Genomic DNA, 17,580 nt, shown 5'->3' with positions numbered 1-17,580 from the left:
CAATCCACGCCATGCGTGGATGATTGCCTCAGGCCGCGCTGGCCTGCGGCGGCGGCATCAACGTGGCATCCGCTGCATGGCGGAAGCACAGGCGGATGGCATCGAGCAGTTCGCTCATGCTGTACGGTTTGGGCAGAAAGTGGATGCCGGCGCGCAGCTGCGGCAGCACGCGGTGCTGGTCCATGCCAGAGGTGACCAGGATCGGCAGCTGCGGCAGGTGCTCGCGCACGCGGTTGGCGGTTTCGATGCCGCTGATGCCGCCCAGGCAGACGTCGGTGAACAGCAGGTCGAACGGTTCACCGGCGTTGAGCAGGCCCAGCGCGGCCTCGGCGCTGCTGACAGCGGTGACCTGGCAGGCCTGGCTTTCCAGGGCGAGGCGACTGAGTTCCTGGGTTTCCTCGGCGTCCTCGATCAGCAGGACGCGTGGTTCCACAAAGCGCTTGGACAGCAACATGACGCGGCAACTCCGGACAACAGGGGGAGCAAAAGGCGCGCAAGTATGCGCAAGCCGGTAGTGAGCCCGGCGTGCACGGCAGGCTAAGTGGGCGTTACAGGCGTGTCTGGCGCCGACGTCGCACGTGCCAGGCCAGTACCGCGACCGCCAGCAGCGCGGTGCCGATGCGCAGGCTGGTGGCCTGCCAACCCAGTGCGACGGCGTCGTCGAGGCTGAACACGTTCCAGGCGAGGTTCATCGAAACATGCAGGACCAGGCCGCACCACAGGGTGTCGCCGTCGAAGTGGTCGAGCCAGGCGAAGATGAAGCCGCCCAGCGCGATCACCGCGCCAATGAACAGTGCGATGCCGCCGCCGTCGAACCCGCCGAAGCCGAGCCAATGCACCATGCCGAACAGCAGTGCCTGCGGCAGCGCGAGCAGCGGCCACGGACCGCGCACGATCTTCACCAGCAGCACGAAGCCCAGGCCACGGAACAGCACTTCCTCAGCCAGCGGGAACAGCACGGCCAGCATCGTGGCATCCAGCGCGGTCAGCGCCGTGTTCGGAGTACCGAGCAGCGCCAGTCCCAGCCAGCAGGGCAGGCTGGCCAGCAGCACCCACAACGGTCCGGCCCAGCCGTTGCCGCACAGCCCGAGGCTGGCCAACAGACCCATGCCACGGGGCCGCAGCAGCACGGCCAGCAGCAGTGCCACCAGCACGGCCAGTGCGTTGTCCAGCAGGCTGCCGCCGTAGGGCATGGGCAGGGCAGGAATCGGAGTCCCTGCGGCTGCGGCGATGTCGCGCAGGTTCAGGCCCAGGGCGACGCCGGACAGCACCAGCACCAGGCGCGCCGCAGTGGGCAGGCGGGACAGCACAGTCATGTACGTACTTCCTGCGGGGTGAGGCCGCAGTGTGCTGCGCGGCATGCAGGCGGGCACGCGCCGGAAGTCCCTGTGCCTTCGGTCATGCGTTGCCGCACAGTCATCACCACGCAGGTACAGTCGAGGCCAGACCGACAGGAGCGACGCCGATGCTGTGCCCCGTGTGCAAGACCCAGACCCTGCAGATGGCCGAACGCCACGGCATCGAGATTGACTACTGCCCGGGCTGCCGAGGCGTATGGCTGGATCGTGGCGAGCTGGACAAGATCATCGAACGTGCAGGTACGGCCGTGCCGCCGCCAGCGCCCGTGCAGGCTCAGCCAGCATCCGCGCCGCCACCGGTGATGCACCGTGATACCCGCCACCTCGGCCAGCGCTACGAGGACAACCGTGGCCACGGTTACAAGAAAAAGAAGAAGGACAGCTTCCTGTCGGAGCTGTTCGATTTCTAATTTGTAGCGTCGAGCATGGCTCGACGCTGCATGGATCGCATGATCACGCCCGGCGCAGGATGAACTCGCGGTCGTGGGTGTCGCCGACGATGAAGTCGTACTCGCCAGCCTTTTCGCAGCCATAGCGTGCATAGAAGCGCTGCGCACCGAAGTTCTCCTCCCACACGCCCACCCACAGGGTGCGGCGCTGCGGCTGGTCCAGCCAGGTCATGAACGCGTCCATCAGGCGCGCGCCGTGGCCGCCGTTCTGGTGCGCGGCCAGGATGTAGAACCGCTTCAGCTCGATATCGCCTTCGCGTGCATCCGCATGCGGCAGGGTGTTGGCACCGGCCGCCAGATAGCCGACCACGGTTTCATCGTCCATCAGCAGCCAGATGGCACTGCGTGGGTCGGACAGTTCGATGCGCTGCGGTTCGCGGCTGTAGTGCGCCTGCAGGAAATCATGCAGCTCCTGCGCCGGGTACGAGTCGCCCCAGGTTTCGTTGTAGGTGGTGATGGCGATCGCCGACAGGGCGTCGACATCGGCAAGGGTGGCGCGGCGGATCTGCAACGACATGGCGGGGCCTGCAATGGAGCGTGGCGCAGTGTAGCCGGCCCCGGCGACTGCCGGGGCTGGCCATTGCTCACGAACCGCTGCTCAGAACCACATGCGCACGCCGGCCACCCAGCGTGTGTCGCGCGCGTGGTCACCGGCGTAGTCGGCGGTGTCGCCAAACGTGCGTTCGTGGCTGATGCCGATGTACGGCGCGAAGCGGCGGCTGAACTCATAGCGCAGGCGCAGACCGGCCTCCACCTTGTTCAGTCCGCGACCAATGCCGTACTCCGGTTCATCCCTGGCCGCGACGGTGGCTTCCAGCAGCGGTTGCAGGATCAAACGGTTGGTCAGCAGCACGTCATACTCAACCTCGGCCTTGGCCAGCACCTGGCCACCGGAGCCCATGTACAACGTGGCCGAGCTTTCGAACTTGTACGGCGCCAGGCCCTGGATGCCGACCGCTGCCCAGGTGCGCGAGTCGGCCGGGCGGAAGTCCTGGCGCACGCCGACCAGCACGTCCCACCACGGCGACACGCTGCGGCCGTACAGCGCTTCCAGTGACGACGATTCGGTGCGGCCACGACTGCGTTCGCCATCGGTGCGCAGCCACAGGCGGTTGATGTTGCCGCCGATCCAGCCGGTTGCCTCCCAGGCCTGGCCATTGCTGCTCTTGCCATCCCAGTGTTCGAGGCGGTCGATCAGCAGCAGGCTGTTGATCTCCGGCGCATGCTCCATCGCACCGTGGGCGATGGGCGGGAAGGCAGCGGCGCGGTCGGCATCGGTCGGCACCGGGATGGGTTCGCGCGGCTCAGTGGGTGCGGGCGCGGCGTGACCCATCGCCGCATGATCCATCCTGGAAGGGGCCATCGTGGTGTTGTCCATCGCCGCCGGTTGCATCGCGCCATGGTCCATCTTCGAGTGATCCATGGCTGAGTGGTCCATCGCGCCCGGATCCATCTTCGAATGATCGACCGGTGCGACCGGCGTCTTCGCGGTCGTTGCGGGCGGATCCATCGCGGCCATGTCATGGCCTTCGTGCGACTGCGCGAACACCGGCAGCGCGGCGGCCAGGCCCAGCGCCAGCAGGCTGGGGGAAAGCAGTGAGCGGCTCATTCTTCGATCCTCACTTCGCGCATCATGCCCGCTTCCATGTGGTACAGCAGATGGCAGTGGTAGGCCCAGCGGCCGAGCGCATCGGCGCGCACGCGGTAGCTGCGGCGGGTGCCGGGTGGCATGTCGATGGTGTGCTTGCGCAGCTGGAACTCGCCCTGCGCGTTTTCCAGATCGCTCCACACGCCGTGCAGGTGGATCGGGTGCTGCATCATCGTGTCGTTGACCAGCACGATGCGCATGCGCTCGCCGTAGTTCAGCCGCAGCGGTTCGGCGCTGGCGAACGGGACGCCATCGAACGACCAGGAGAACTTCTCCATGTGGCCGGTCAGGTGCAGTTCGATCTCGCGGCTCGGCTCGCGGCCATCGGGATCCTCGAACAGGCTGCGCATCGCACCGTAGGTCAACACCTGGCGGCCGTTGTCGCGCAGGCCGATGCCGGGGTCTTCCAGCTTCGGTTCGGTGGCCGAACTCTGCATGTCCACCAGCGGGTTGTTGCGCTCGCTGGCCGGGTGCTTCGGCGCCTTGCTGGCGTCGCCGCCGGCGGACGCGCCGTGGCCCATGCTGGCGCCGCAGCCGCCTTCCATGCCCTTCATCGCGGCCATGTCGTGGCCGCCGTGGCCACCAGCGCCCATGTCGTGCCCCGACATGCCGTGGCCCATGTCGGCCATGGTCAGCAGCACGCGTGGGTCGCGCTCGGGAATCGGCGCCTGCAGGCCGTGGCGAACCGCCAGCGTGCCGGCGGCGTAGCCGGTGCGGCCCATGTCCTGGCAGAAGATGGTGTAGGCATCCTGGCCGCTCGGTTCGACGATCACATCGTAGGTTTCGGCCGGGGCGATGCGGAACTCATCGATGCTGACCGGGTGGATGTACTGGCCATCGGCAGCGACCACGGTCATCTTCAAACCAGGAATGCGCACGTCGAAGTAGGTCATCGACCCGCCATTGATGAAGCGCAGCAGCACCTTCTCGCCACTGCGGAACAGGCCGGTCCAGTTGCCGGCCGGGGCAGTGCCGTTCATCAGGTAGGTATAGGTGTTGGCGTTGACGTCGGACAGGTCGGTCGGTGTCATCCGCATCCGTCCCCACATGCCACGGTCGGACAGCGCCGCCGACCAGCCGTCGCGCTTCACGTCGCGCAGGAAATCCGGCAGCGTGCGCATGTAGTAGTTGTCGTACGCCGCCAGCTTCTTCATGCGGCGGAACAGCGCGCCCGGGTCCATGTCGGTCCAGTCGGACAGCATGATCACGTGCTCGCGGTCGTGCCGGTACGGCGCCGGCTCGGCGGGATCGATGATCAGCGCGCCGTACAGGCCGGCCTGCTCCTGGAACATCGAGTGGCTGTGGTACCAGTAGGTACCCGACTGCTTCAGCTCGAAGTGGTAGTGGTAGGTCTCACCGGGGCCGATGCCGTTGAAGCTCAGGCCCGGCACGCCGTCCATGTTGGCCGGCAGCAGGATGCCGTGCCAGTGGATCGAGCTCGGGTGGCGTTCCAGCGTGTTGCGCACGAACAGGTCCACGGTCTGGCCCTCGCGCCAGCGCAGGATCGGTGCAGGCAGCGATCCATTGACGGTGATCGCCGGGCGGGTGCGGCCGGTGAAGTTGGCCAGCGATTCGCCGATGGCCAGTTCGATGCGGGTGTCGCTGAGCACGGCGGGGGCGCCGGCCAGGCGCGGGGCGGCCGTGGCGGCGGCGAGCGCGCGCTGCGGCACACCGACAGCGGCGACGCCGGCAACCACGCCACCGGCGGCCAGGCCCTGTACGAACAGGCGGCGCGACGGCATGGGCACAGCGCCCGGACCGGGGGGAACGCGGGTATTCATGGTGGTGACTCCAGACACGTAAAGACGCCGGCAGGCGGCCGGCTACGGTGCGCAGGGCGCACGGTGCGTGTGGAATCAGCCGATGGGAGGACGAGAGATCGGCGGCAGCGGCGGCGCCGGACGGCCAGTGGCCGGCATCGGCTGCGGTGCCAGTGACAATGCCGGGCCGGCCATGACCGGCAGCGGCAGCACCACCAGCAGCGGGTGCTGGGCGCAGCTGCGCACGCAGTCCTTGATCTGGCAGTGGGCGTCGTGGGGCGGGGCCTTGGCCTGTGGGGCCGGGTCGGCCTGCATGCCGGCGTGGTGGTGGCAATCAGGGGTGCCGCCATCAACAGCAGCGGCTGCGGCGTGGGCCATCCGGCCCATTTCCTCGTGACCGCTGGCCATGGCCGCGTTCAGCCCGTTGAGCAACAGGCTGAGCATGAGCACGACACGGAGCAGGGTCGAGGCCAGGGACATGGCGCTAATCTAGCTGCAAGTGGGCGCGGATGCACTTCCGGCTGAATGGCCGGTTCAAGATTGGAGCAGCACCAGTGTAGAGCCGAGCCCATGCTCGGCTGCTTCTGCGGCAACGGCAGCCGAGCGTCGCCCCGGCTCTGCAGGAAGCCCGGCGTCAACCTTCTTCGCGCACGATCTCGACCAGGCGCGGGCCGTAGCGGCTCAGCTTGGTGCCACCGATGCCGCCGACCCGGGCCAGCGCATCCAGGCTGGTCGGGCGCTGTTCGGCAATGTTGCGCAGGGTGCTGTCGTGGAAGATCACGAACGCCGGCACGTTCTGTTCGCGGGCCAGTTCGGCACGCAGGCCGCGCAGGGCGTTGAACAGGGCCAGATCCTGCGGCAGCACCGACAAGCCGGTGCGCTGCGCACTGCGCTCGCGGCCACTGGTGCTGCTGGCGGGATCGCGGCGCATGCTGATCTGGCGACGGCCGGTCAGCACGTCGCGGCTGGCATCGGTCAGGCGCAGGCCACCGTGGCCCTCGCTGTCCACTTCCAGCAGGCTGGCGGCGACCAACTGGCGGAACACGCTGCGCCAGGTGCGTGCATCCAGGTCGCGGCCGATCGCATAGGTGCTGAGCTTGTCATGGCCCTGCTGCTTCACCTTCTCGTTCTCGCTGCCACGCAGGATGTCGATCAGGTGGCCGACACCGAAGCGCTGGCCGCTGCGGTAGACGCAGCTCAGCGCTTTCTGTGCAGGAATGGTGGCGTCCCAGGAGGCCGGTGGTGTCAGGCAGTTGTCGCAGTTGCCGCAGGGCTGGGGGTAGGTCTCGCCGAAGCCGGCCAGCAGCACCTGGCGGCGGCATTGCATGGATTCGCAGTAGCCCAGCAGGTGGTCGAGCTTGCCCCGCTCCAGCTGCTTGCGCTCTTCACCGGCCTCGGACTGCTCGATCATCTGCTTGAGCAGCACCACGTCGCCGAGGCCGTAGCACAGCCAGGCTTCGGCGGCCTCACCATCGCGGCCGGCGCGGCCGGTTTCCTGGTAGTAGCCTTCCATCGACTTCGGCAGGTCGGTATGCGCCACGAAGCGCACGTCCGGCTTGTCGATGCCCATGCCGAAGGCGATGGTGGCGCACATCACGATGCCGTCCTCGCGCAGGAAGCGGCGCTGGTTGTTCGCGCGCACGTCCGGCGGCAGGCCGGCATGGTAGGGCAGGGCGTTGAAGCCCTGTCCGCAGAGGAATTCGGCGGTCTCCTCGACCTTGCGCCGCGACATGCAGTAGACGATGCCGGCCTCGCCACGGTGGCCGCGCAGGAAATCGGTCAGCTGCTTGCGGGCGTTGTCCTTCTGCACCACGGTGTAGCGGATGTTGGGGCGGTCGAAGGAGCTGACGAAGTGGCGCGCTTCCTGCAGATCGAGGCGCTCGGCGATCTCGCGCTGGGTCGGCGGATCGGCGGTCGCGGTCAGCGCGATGCGCGGGATCTGCGGCCAGCGTTCGTGCAGCACGGTCAGCTGGCGGTACTCGGGGCGGAAATCATGGCCCCACTGCGACACGCAGTGTGCTTCGTCGATGGCGAACAGGGCGATCTGGCTGCGCGACAGCAGCGACAGGAAGCGACCGGTCAGCAGCCGCTCGGGGGCGACATAGAGCATGTCCAGCTCACCCGCGAGCAGCTCGCGCTCGACGCGGCCGGCGGTCTCGGCGTCGAGGGTCGAGTTCAGGTATTCGGCACGCACGCCGAGCTGGCGCAGGGCTTCGACCTGGTCCTGCATCAGCGCGATCAGCGGCGAGATGACGATGCCGCAACCGTCACGCAGCAGGGCCGGGACCTGGTAGCACAGCGATTTGCCACCGCCGGTGGGCATCAGCACGAGGGCATCGTGACCGGCAGCCACATGCTCCACGATGTCCTGCTGGGGACCACGGAAATCGTCGTAACCAAAGACGCGTTGGAGCAGGTCGTGCGCGGGACGGGAAGCCATCCGGCTAGTTTACCCCGGCGGGGGTGTCTCGGCAGGGCTGCGCCCTGGGAACGCGCCATCGCATGCGCGCTGCCGCTCCCACGCTTCGCTGCGCGAAACGCGGGCCCACTTACCAGCTCCCAGACCCCCGCCGCTTCGCGGCCGCCCCCTGACTCAGGGGGCTCTCCCCCAGACTTGGCCCGGTGGCCAGTAGATCCACGCCATGCGTGGATGAAATCTGTCAGATATCGACAAACAAAATGGGTCAGATCCATTTTCCGCAGGAAAACGGATCTGACCCCAATGGCTTTGCTGGCAGATCGCGGAGACCTGTCGAAGGCGGGGTGGGTCCGGTGGCAGGGGTGTCCGCGGCATGGATGCCGCGGCCAAGCCCCCATGGGTGAGGGCGCTTTGCTTGCGAAGCACTGCTTCGCAAGCGCCCGAACGCACAGCCGCCAGCGGCTGGGCCGGACCGCGGAGCGGGGTTTACGGCGTCCCCTGCCACCGGACCCACCCCGCCTACCCACAGGAAACCAGCTTTTGCTCCGGCTGTTGCCGTTGCCGTTGCCTCTGCGGGTGCAGGGCTGCAAGCCCTGCCGCCCCCCCTCAAACCTTACTGGAGCAGGGAACGCAGCATCCAGGCGTACTTCTCGTGCGTCTGCAGGCGTTGGGTCATCAGATCCTCGGTCGGGGCGTCGTCACCCCTGGCCGCCACGTCCAGCACTTCACGTGCCGTACGGCAGACCGCTTCGTTGGCGACCACCAACTGGCGTACCATTTCACGCCAGTCCGCACTGTCGGTCAGGCCCGGTTCCTCGGCGATCGAGGTCAACGCAGCGAATTCCCGGTAGGAGCCCGGGGCATTGAAGCCCAGCGCGCGGATGCGCTCGGCCACGTCGTCCAGTGCAGCCCACTGCTCGGTGTACTGCGTCTCGAACATGGTGTGCAGCGAGTTGAACATCGACCCGGTCACGTTCCAGTGGAAGTTGTGCGTCTTCAGGTAGAGCGTGAACGCATCGGCCTGGAAGCGCGACAGACCGTCGGCGATCTTCTTGCGGTCGCCCTGGGTGATCCCGATATCGATGTTCGGCGCCGACGGTGCCGCCGCTGCAAGCTTCTGCTTGCCGGTCTTGGCCTTGGTCGTGCTCTTGGTCTTCGCCATGGGGTTCCTCCTTGTGGAATCGTTGGCCTTCACAATAAACCGGTCGTGATGACTGGTCGCTTTCAAAGTTTTGAACGAACCGATTGATGAACTCTATCGATAAAAATCCATCGCCCCGCCTGCGCCAACAGCGTGCCGCCATCGACGGCGCCATGAGCCGCGACCGGGGCCGTTTGCTGGGGATGCTCTCGCGTTGCCAAGCCAAGCCACAGGATGCGGCACTGGCCGCCACCTTCGAGCAGGCCTTGCAGGCATCGGTGCAGCGCCGAATGACACGGGCGCAGCAGCAGCCGTCCATTACTCTGGACCCGCAGCTGCCGATTGCGCGTGAAGCCGACGCCATCATCGGGCTGATCCGCGACCACCAGGTGGTGGTGATCGCCGGTGAAACCGGCTCGGGCAAGACCACCCAGCTGCCGAAACTGTGCCTGGCCGCAGGCCGTGGCCAGGCCGGCATGATCGGCTGCACCCAGCCGCGACGGATTGCCGCACGTGCGGTGGCCAGCCGCGTGGCGCAGGAACTGCAGAGCGAACTGGGCCAGCTGGTCGGCTACCAGGTGCGCTTCAACGACAAGGTCAGCGAAGACAGCCGCATCAAGTTCATGACCGACGGCATCCTGCTGGCGGAGATCGCCAGTGACCGCTGGCTGTCGAACTACGACACGATCATTGTCGACGAGGCGCACGAACGCAGCCTCAACATCGACTTCCTGCTGGGCTACCTGAAGCAGCTGCTGCGCAAGCGCCCGGACCTGAAGCTGATCGTGACCTCGGCCACCATCGACACCGAACGCTTCGCCCAGCATTTCGACAATGCGCCGGTGATCAGCGTTGAAGGCCGCACCTACCCGGTGGAAGTGCGCTATCGCGCGCTGGAAGGCGAGGGCGAAGACCAGGGCGAACGCACCGTCAACGACGCCATCGTGTCGGCCATCGACGAGATCACCCGCCTGGATGCGCGTGGCGATGTGCTGATCTTCCTGCCGGGCGAGCGCGAGATCCGCGATGCGCACCAGTCGCTGGAACGGCGCAAGTACCGTAATACCGAGGTACTGCCGCTGTACGCGCGCCTGTCCAACCAGGACCAGGACCGGGTGTTCAATCCCGGGCCGAACCGGCGCATCGTGCTGGCCACCAACGTGGCGGAAACCTCGCTGACGGTGCCGCGCATCCGTTACGTGGTCGATCCGGGCTTCGCCCGCGTCAAGCGCTACAGCCCGCGCAACAAGCTGGACCGCCTGCACATCGAGCCGATCTCGCAGGCCAGCGCAAACCAGCGCAAGGGCCGCTGCGGCCGTATCGCCGAGGGCATCTGCTACCGCCTGTACGCCGAGGCCGACTTCCAGGCACGGCCGGAATTCACCGATCCGGAAATCCGCCGCTCCAGCCTGGCCGGGGTGATCCTGCGCATGCTGCAGCTGGGCCTGGGCCGCATCGAGGAGTTTCCGTTCCTGGAAGCGCCGGATGAGCGCGCGGTGGCCGACGGCTGGCAGCAACTGACCGAACTGGGCGCGATCGACGCCGAGCGGCGAATGACCACCATCGGCAAGCAGATGGCACGCCTGCCGGTGGACGTGAAGCTGGCGCGCATGCTGGTCGCCGCGCAGGCCGCCGGCTGCCTGCGGCCGATGCTGGTGATTGCCTCGTTCCTGGGCATCCAGGACCCGCGCGAACGCCCGCCCGAAGCGCGCGGCGCGGCCGACAGCGCGCATGCGCAGTTCGCCGATGGGCGTTCGGAATTCGTCGGAGTGCTGCGCCTGTGGGACGCCTACCGGCAGGCCCACGAAGACCTGACCCAATCCAAGCTGCGCGACTGGTGCGGTCGTCACTTCCTCGGCTTCCTGCGTATGCGCGAGTGGCGCGAGCTGCACCGCCAGCTGCGCCTGCTGTGCGAGGAACTGGGCTGGAAGGATGAGGCCAGTGATGCCTCGATGGCACCGCTGCTGGCCGGCAGCAGTGCACCGGCCCCGGCGCGTGATGATGCCGCCGCAGTGAAAGCCACCCGTGGCCAGCTGCACCGTGCCGCGCGGCTGGCCCGCGAAGGCAAGGCCGAAGCGGCGCCGGCGCCATTGGCCGTGCGTGCACAGAAGGAACAGGCGCCGGTGGGCGGCGGTTTCAGCGAGCGCGTGCGTGCCGCTGCGTACCAGACCCTGCACCGCGCGCTGGTGGCAGGCCTGCCGACGCAGATCGGTCACCGCACCGAGAAGGGCGATTTCCAGGCGCCACGCCAGCGCCGTTTCCTGCCGTTCCCGGGTTCGGCGCTGTCCAAGCGGCCGCCGCCGTGGCTGCTGGTGGCCAACCTGCTGGATACGCAGAAGGTGTGGGGCATGACCCTGGCCGCGATCGAGCCGGACTGGGTCATCGCCGAGTTGCCGCACCTGCTGCTGCGCAAGCACTTCGATTCGCACTGGTCGCGCGCGCAGGGCCAGGTGCTGGCCTCCGAGCAGATCAGCCTGTTCGGCCTGGTGCTGGCGCCAAAGAAGCCGGTGCACTACGGCCGCATCGAACCGGGCGAAGCGCATGACATCTTCGTGCGCCAGGCGCTGGTGACCGGCGAGATCAACACCCGCGCCAGTTTCGTGGCCGACAACCAGAAAGTGCTGGAGATCGCCCGCGAGGAAGAAGCCAAGCTGCGCCGCGCCGGCATCGTGGCCGACGAGGACTGGCAGGCGCGCTGGTACCTGGACCGGGTGCCGCCGCAGATCCATTCGGCCGCAGGACTGGATACCTGGTGGAAGGGGCTTGCACCGGAACAGCGCAAGACCCTGCACTGGTCGCTGGTCGACCTGTTGCCGGGCGAGGGCAGCGAACAGGAGCGCTACCCGAAGTACCTGGCGCTGGGCCAGGCACGCCTGCCGCTGCATTACCGCTTCGAGCCGGGGGCCGACGATGACGGCGTGACCCTGGACGTGCCGCTGCACCTGCTCAATGCGCTGGATCCGGTGCAGCTGGGCTGGCTGGCGCCGGGCTTCGTTGCCGACAAGGCCTCGGCACTGATCCGCAGCCTGCCCAAGGCGATGCGCCGCAACTACGTGCCGGCGCCGGACTTCGGCCGCGCGTTCTACGAAGCGTTCCCGCAGCCCAGCGCCGATGCCATCACCGGCGAACTGGCGCGCTTCCTGTCACGCGCCACCGGCGCCACGGTGACCGCGCTCGATTTCGAACCCGGTTCGATCGAACCGCACCTGCACATGAATCTGCGCCTGCGCGACGAACAGGGCAAGGTGCTCGCGACCTCGCGCGACCTCGATGCGTTGCGCGCGAAGTTCGGCGGCCGTGCCGGCGATGCCTTCGCTGCACGTGCTGGCCGCGAGATGGCGGCCGATGGCCTGCGCACGTTCCCGGCCACACCGGTTCCGCTGCAGGTGCCCGGCGAAGCCGGCGTACCGGCCTATCCGGCGCTGCTGGACGAGGGCGACAGCGTGGCGCTGCGCATCTTCGCCGACCGCCTGCAGGCGCAGGAGGCCCACCCGCTGGGTGTGCGCCGGCTGCTGGAGATCGCGTTGGCCGAAAAGGTGAAGCAGGCACGCAAGCAGTTGCCGGTCGGTGCCAAGACCGGCCTGCTGTATGCCGCCATCGAATCGCAGGAGCGCCTGCGCGGTGACCTGGTCGATGCGGCGATGAACGCAGTGCTGGCCGAGGGCCTGGAAGACATCCGCGATGCGGCGGCTTTCGAGCAGCGCCGCGAGCATGCCGCCAAGGCCCTGTTTGGCGAGGCGATGTCGCGACTGAAGCTGGCCGAGAGCATCCTGGCGCTGGTGGCAGAACTGAAGCCGATGCTGGAAGCACCGTTGATGGGCTGGGCGCGCGGCAACCTGGACGATATGGAAGCGCAGCTGGTCGGCCTGATCCATCCCGGCTTCCTGCGCGATACGCCGGCCGACGCGCTGGCGCAGTACCCGCGCTACCTGAAGGCGATGATCCTGCGCACCGAGCGCGCCAAGCGTGATCCGCCGCGCGACCAGGCGCGCATGCTGGAACTGCATCCGTTCCTGGAGGCGCTGGAGACGGGCGAGCAGCAGGGGTTGCGCGAGCGGCCGCAGTGGCAGGCCCTGCGCTGGGACCTGGAAGAACTGCGGGTATCGCTGTTCGCCCAGGAGCTGGGCGCACGTACCGGCATCTCGGCGAAGAAGCTGGCGCAGCGGGTGGCCGCACTGCGCCAGGCGTAAAAGCGTGCAATGGCCGCCCCATCGGGCGGCCATTGCCGCCGGGCATGGACCCGGCGCGGCTGGAATGCCCGGGTGTTACTTGGCGCGGCGAACCTTCGGCTGCACGTTCACACCGTCCACCTTCATGTACCAGGCCCCCATCACGCCCGGGCGCATGCTGACCTTCGGAGCTTCCTTGCGGCCACCGGAATAGTGCGTGGCATCAATCTGCTCCCACTCCTGGCCGTTCTGCAGCACGTAGCGGCGGCCCTGGCTGAAGCCACGGAATTCGCCCTGCAGGGTGCTTTCGATCGGCTCGCTGCTGCCGAAATCGAAGAAGCCGCGGTTCTTCTTGATCACTTCCTGGCGGCCTTCTTCGCGCGCTGCGGCGACGGCCTGGGTGGTGGCCGCCTCCACTTTGCCCTGCAGCCAGCGATTGAGCGTGGCCAGTTCGTTGGCACTGAGCTTTTCCAGACCGGCGGCCTTGAACTCAGCGGGCGACATCTGCTGCTGCAGGTCGCCCTCCACCACGCGCTGGGCCAGCGCTGGCGCGGAAAGGGACAGCAGCACGGCGGCACAGGCCAGCATCCGGGGACGGACGCGCAGGGCAATCGAAGGCATGGCAGGTCTCTCCTGGGTGTGCTGGCGAGTGTAGCGGCATGTCTTCATGCCGGGTGATGGTGGCCGCGGTGATTGTCCCTGAACGGCGCCGGCGCTAGTGTAGGGGCCTCTGTCTTGCCTGCTCGATGCTGTGAACCGCGCTTCCGTCCCTGGCCTGGATGCCTTGTTGAACCGTCCCTCGGCAGCCGTGCTGCCTGCTCCGCTGCGCCAGGCCCTGCGCGAGCATTGGGAAGCGCCGGACTGCGACCACCAGATGCGCGCCACCTGGTCGGTGCTGGGCGATACCCTCGATGCGCTGGCGATGCTCTCGGCTGACGAGGGAGCGGTGGTGGCAGCATTGCTGTTCGACCTGCCGGGCCTGCGCGCCAGCCTGGACCAGCTGCCGCTGGGCAGCCACAAGGCGGCAGTGATCGGCCTGCTTGATGGCCAGGACGCCGCCGACCCGGTGTGGGCACTGCATGCCGGCCGCGAGGCCGGACGCAACAGTGAAGGCCTGCGCCGGCTGCTGCTGGCGATCATCCGCGACCTGCGCGTGGTGCCGATCCTGCTGGCACGCCAGCTGGCGCGGATGCGTGCGGCCGACAAGCTGGACGAAGAGCAGCGCCGTGCGCTGGCCCAGCTGACCCGCGATATCCACGCGCCCCTGGCCAACCGCCTGGGCATCTGGCAGCTGAAGTGGGAGCTGGAGGACCTGGCATTCCGCCACCTGGAGCCGGAGACCTACCGCCGCATCGCCCGCGAGGTGGACGAAACCCGCATCGCCCGCGAGCGCTACGTCGAGAACGTCAAGAAGGTGTTGTCGCGCGAGCTGGTCGCCCAGGGCATCAAGGCCGAAGTCAGTGGCCGCCCGAAGCACATCTACAGCATCTGGCGGAAGATGCAGAAGAAGCGGCTGGCCTTCGACCAGCTGTATGACATCCGTGCGGTGCGCGTGATGGTCGACGACGTCGCCGCCTGCTACGCCGCGCTGGGCGTGGTGCACGCGCTGTGGGCGCCGGTGCCGAGCGAATTCGATGATTACATCGCCCGGCCCAAGGCCAATGACTATCGCTCGCTGCACACCGCCGTGGTCGGTCCGGAAGGGCGCACCATCGAAGTACAGATCCGTACCCACGAGATGCACTCGCAGGCCGAGCTGGGCGTGGCCGCGCACTGGAAGTACAAGGAAGGTGGCAAGGGCGCGGAGAAGTCCTTCGACCGCAAGATCACCTGGATGCGCCAGCTGCTGGAACAGGCGCAGGACGGGCAGGGCAATGAACTGGCCGGGGCGCTCGATGCCGAGCTGACCGAGGACCGGGTCTACGCGCTGAGCCCGAAGGACGAAGTGCTGGACCTGCCGCAGGGTGCTACGCCGCTCGATTTCGCCTACCAGGTGCACACCATGGTCGGGCACCGCTGCCGCGGCGCCAAGGTCAACGGCCGTATCGTGCCGCTGACCTATCGGCTGCGCAGTGGCGATCGCGTCGAGATCCTGACCGGCAAGGAGGCCGACCCGCGCCGCGACTGGCTGATGCCAGCCAACGGCTTCCTGGCCAGCAACCGCTCGCGCGAGAAGGTACGCAGCTGGTTCCACAAGCTCGACCGTGCGCGCAACGTGCAGGCCGGTCGCGAGCTGCTCGAGCGCGAACTGAAGCGGCTGGGCCTGCAGCACTCGGACCTGGCCGTCGCCGCGAAGAAGTTCCATGCCGACAGTGTCGATGACCTGTACATCCAGGTGGCGCTGGGCGATACCGGCCCGAACCAGGTCAGCCGTACGCTGCTGGAAGCAGAGCGTGCCGCCAGCCAGCCGGCGCCCGCGCCGAGCCTGCCGCGGCCGACCGCGCGCCGCGAGAACCTGGGCAAGTCCAAGTTCACCGTGCAGGGCGTGGGCAACCTGCTGGTGCAGCTGGCACGCTGCTGCCAGCCGGTGGCCGGCGAGCCGATCGTCGGTTACCTGACCCGTAGCCGTGGTGTCACCGTGCACCGTGCAGACTGTGCCGCGCTGGCCCGGCTGGCCGCCACCAGCCCGCAGCGCATCCTGCCGGTGGAATGGGGCCAGGCCGGCGGTGGCTATGAAGTGGACGTGGTGGTCACTGCTGTCGACCGCCGCTGGCTGCTGAAGGACATCACCAACCTGATCGCCCAGGAAGACGCCTACGTGCTCGACATCCACAGTGACAACGTGCGCAACAGTGGCCGCGCCCATCTGCGGCTGCGGCTGAAGGTCAGCGACTACGGGCAGTTGTCGACCCTGCTGGGCAAGCTGGATGCGCTGCCGGGCGTGAGTGAGGCGCGTCGCCTCGGCTGAGCTTCACGCTGCCCCGGCTACCCTGCACGCATGGAACGCGAGCCCCCGCATCGCCCGCATGGCGCTGAACATCCTGCGCTGGACCGCGTCCGTCGCGAGGGCCGTTGGTGGTGGCTGCAGGCGCGCCATGCGCGCCGGATCTGGCGCTGGGCGCTGCTCGCAGCGCTGGCCGTGTTCGTGCTGCTGGTGCTGCTGCGCAAGCCGTTGGCAGACTGGTTCTGGGACGAGCCGCAGATCGAACAACTGCTGGCCGAGGGGGATCGTGCATTGGCCGCCGGTCGCCTGAGCGATGCCGACGGCAGTGGTGCGCGTGAGCGCTACCAGGCAGTGCTGGCGCTGGACGGTGATCGTCCGCAGGCGCGCCAGGGCCTGGCCAATACCGGTGCGGCAGCGCTGCAACAGGCGCGCGATCGCCTGCAGGCCGATGACCTGGACGGCAGCGCGCAGGCACTGGCACTGGCGCGTGAGCTGCAGGTGCCGCAGGGCGAAGCCGATGCGGTCGCCCGCCAGCTGCAGGCGCGACGCAGTGCCGGAGCGGGCATTGGTGCGTTGTTGGCACAGGCGCGCAACGCGTTCGCTGCTGGACGCCTGGATGACGGCGACAGCAGTGCGCTGCCCTTGTTCCAGCGCATCCTGGCCCTGCAGCCGGACAACCTGCCGGCGCTGGAAGGGCGCGAGGATGCGCTGAGCGACCTGCTGCTGCAGGCGCGCACGCTGGCGGGGCGTGGGGAGCTGGCCGAGGCGGCCGCGATCCTGCGTCGTGCCCGCCAGTTCGATGCCGGTCATGCCGATCTGCCGGCCAGCGAGGAAGCCCTGGCGCGCGCGGTGGACCAGCGCTTGCGGCAGGCGCAGCGTGCGTTGCAGCGGCAGCAGCTGGAAGCCGCGGCCAAGGGCTTCCTGGCAGTGCTTGCGGTGGCTGCCGATGATCCGAATGCACAGCGCGGGCGTGAGCAGGCACTGCAGGCAGTGGTCGCGCGTAGCCAGACATCCGCCGACGACTTCCAGTTCGATGCGGCGCAACGCGATGCGGCCCTGGCGGCGGAGCTGGGGGCTTCGCAGGCAATCCGACAGCAATTGACGCAGCGCCTGCAGCGCGCGCAGCAGGCACAACGGGCCCTGCAGCAGCCGGCGATCAGCACGGCGCAGCGCGAACGCCAGCTGCGCGACCATCTGCGGAAGATCGAGCATGCCGAGCGTGCAGGGCAATGGATCAGCCCACCGGGGCACAGCGCATTCGACGCGCTGCGCGAAGCCCAGTCACTGGCCCCTCGCGACGTGCGGGTGAAGGCCGCCGCCGCGCGCCTGCTGCCCGCCAGCCGCCGCTGCTTCGACGACAATCTGCGTCAGAATCGTGTACAGGCGGCAGGCGCCTGCCTGCAGGCCTGGCAGACCCTGTCACCGACTGCGGCCGGGCTGCCCTCGGCGCGGCTGCGGTTGGCCCAGCGCTGGCTGGCGATCGGCAGCGAACGGCTCGGCAATGGCGACCTGGCCTTCGCTGCGCACGCCGCCGAACAGGCGCGCTTGCTGCAACCCGACCTGGCCGAACTGCCGGCATTCGAAGACCGCCTGCGCCGCGCCGGTGGTGAGCTGCGACCACACTGATATCGACAGGATTCGTGCAGGTCGTACTGGTCGGGTATAGTCCAGCCGCTGCATCACGCTCAAGCGGTGCAGTGAGTTGTCAGTCTTGCTGTCAATGTTATTGCTGCAGGTTTGGCGGGAGATGGC

At 68.0% G+C, this 17,580-nt stretch carries 13 protein-coding genes; 4 read left to right on the top strand and 9 right to left on the bottom strand.

Translation table 11 applies throughout. The features are described from left to right. Nucleotides 1–28: 28 nt before the first annotated feature. A complete protein-coding gene (locus ACUZUJ_RS17100) occupies nt 29–454 on the bottom strand; it encodes a response regulator (RefSeq protein WP_006385818.1) in 426 nt (141 codons plus the stop codon). A gap of 94 nt (nt 455–548) precedes the next feature. Further along, entirely contained in the window at nt 549–1,316 is a 768-nt protein-coding gene (locus ACUZUJ_RS17095; RefSeq protein WP_119006651.1) for a CPBP family glutamic-type intramembrane protease, read from the bottom strand. Between the two features lie 149 nt (nt 1,317–1,465). Between ACUZUJ_RS17095 and ACUZUJ_RS17090 the strand changes: the two genes are divergently transcribed. After that, nucleotides 1,466–1,768: a TFIIB-type zinc ribbon-containing protein gene (locus ACUZUJ_RS17090; RefSeq protein ID WP_119006650.1), complete on the top strand. Its 303-nt coding sequence runs from the start codon at nt 1,466–1,468 to the stop codon at nt 1,766–1,768. A 43-nt stretch (nt 1,769–1,811) separates the two neighbouring features. Here the strand turns inward: ACUZUJ_RS17090 and ACUZUJ_RS17085 are convergent, their stop codons facing one another. The 6 genes from ACUZUJ_RS17085 to ACUZUJ_RS17060 all read right to left on the bottom strand — a co-directional run bounded on the left by ACUZUJ_RS17085 (nt 1,812) and on the right by ACUZUJ_RS17060 (nt 8,796). Further along, nucleotides 1,812–2,324 carry a GNAT family N-acetyltransferase gene (locus ACUZUJ_RS17085; RefSeq protein WP_101765950.1) on the bottom strand — a complete coding sequence of 171 codons (513 nt, stop codon included), beginning with the start codon at nt 2,322–2,324 and terminating at the stop codon, nt 1,812–1,814. Nucleotides 2,325–2,405: 81 nt separating this feature from the next. Next, complete coding sequence (locus ACUZUJ_RS17080) at nt 2,406–3,416, bottom strand: copper resistance protein B (RefSeq protein ID WP_458220761.1); 1,011 nt, start codon at nt 3,414–3,416, stop codon at nt 2,406–2,408. Beyond that, nucleotides 3,413–5,236 (bottom strand): copper resistance system multicopper oxidase, encoded by a 1,824-nt coding sequence (locus ACUZUJ_RS17075; RefSeq protein WP_458220762.1) that lies wholly within the window; start codon nt 5,234–5,236, stop codon nt 3,413–3,415. Before ACUZUJ_RS17075 ends, ACUZUJ_RS17080 begins: the two co-directional genes overlap by 4 nt. A gap of 75 nt (nt 5,237–5,311) precedes the next feature. Beyond that, the gene (locus ACUZUJ_RS17070; protein ID WP_049442964.1) at nt 5,312–5,695 is read right to left on the bottom strand and encodes a CopL family metal-binding regulatory protein; all 384 of its coding nucleotides are present in this window, start codon (nt 5,693–5,695) and stop codon (nt 5,312–5,314) included. A 154-nt stretch (nt 5,696–5,849) separates the two neighbouring features. Beyond that, nucleotides 5,850–7,655, bottom strand: a complete 1,806-nt coding sequence (gene recQ, locus ACUZUJ_RS17065) for a DNA helicase RecQ (RefSeq protein WP_458220763.1) — start codon at nt 7,653–7,655, stop codon at nt 5,850–5,852. A 592-nt stretch (nt 7,656–8,247) separates the two neighbouring features. Further along, on the bottom strand, nt 8,248–8,796 hold the full coding sequence (locus ACUZUJ_RS17060; RefSeq protein WP_458220963.1) for a Dps family protein: 549 nt from the start codon (nt 8,794–8,796) through the stop codon (nt 8,248–8,250). Between the two features lie 86 nt (nt 8,797–8,882). On the opposite strand from ACUZUJ_RS17060, the gene hrpA reads away from it, so the two are divergent. Beyond that, nucleotides 8,883–12,965: an ATP-dependent RNA helicase HrpA gene (hrpA, locus tag ACUZUJ_RS17055; protein WP_458220964.1), complete on the top strand. Its 4,083-nt coding sequence runs from the start codon at nt 8,883–8,885 to the stop codon at nt 12,963–12,965. Nucleotides 12,966–13,040: 75 nt separating this feature from the next. Here hrpA and ACUZUJ_RS17050 read toward each other — a convergent pair whose 3' ends face one another. Then, on the bottom strand, nt 13,041–13,565 hold the full coding sequence (locus ACUZUJ_RS17050; RefSeq protein WP_049442966.1) for a hypothetical protein: 525 nt from the start codon (nt 13,563–13,565) through the stop codon (nt 13,041–13,043). 130 nt (nt 13,566–13,695) lie between these two features. Here ACUZUJ_RS17050 and ACUZUJ_RS17045 point away from each other — a divergent pair, with 130 nt between their 5' ends. Beyond that, nucleotides 13,696–15,852 (top strand): RelA/SpoT family protein, encoded by a 2,157-nt coding sequence (locus ACUZUJ_RS17045; RefSeq protein ID WP_075676820.1) that lies wholly within the window; start codon nt 13,696–13,698, stop codon nt 15,850–15,852. A 30-nt stretch (nt 15,853–15,882) separates the two neighbouring features. Continuing rightward, nucleotides 15,883–17,454, top strand: coding sequence for a hypothetical protein (locus tag ACUZUJ_RS17040; protein ID WP_101765946.1), 1,572 nt, complete (start codon nt 15,883–15,885; stop codon nt 17,452–17,454). Nucleotides 17,455–17,580: the final 126 nt, after the last annotated feature.

This window comes from Stenotrophomonas sp. S4 (assembly GCF_054187805.2).
Note: the sequence above shows the minus strand (reverse complement) of the source record. Positions and strands in the feature narration are given on the sequence as shown.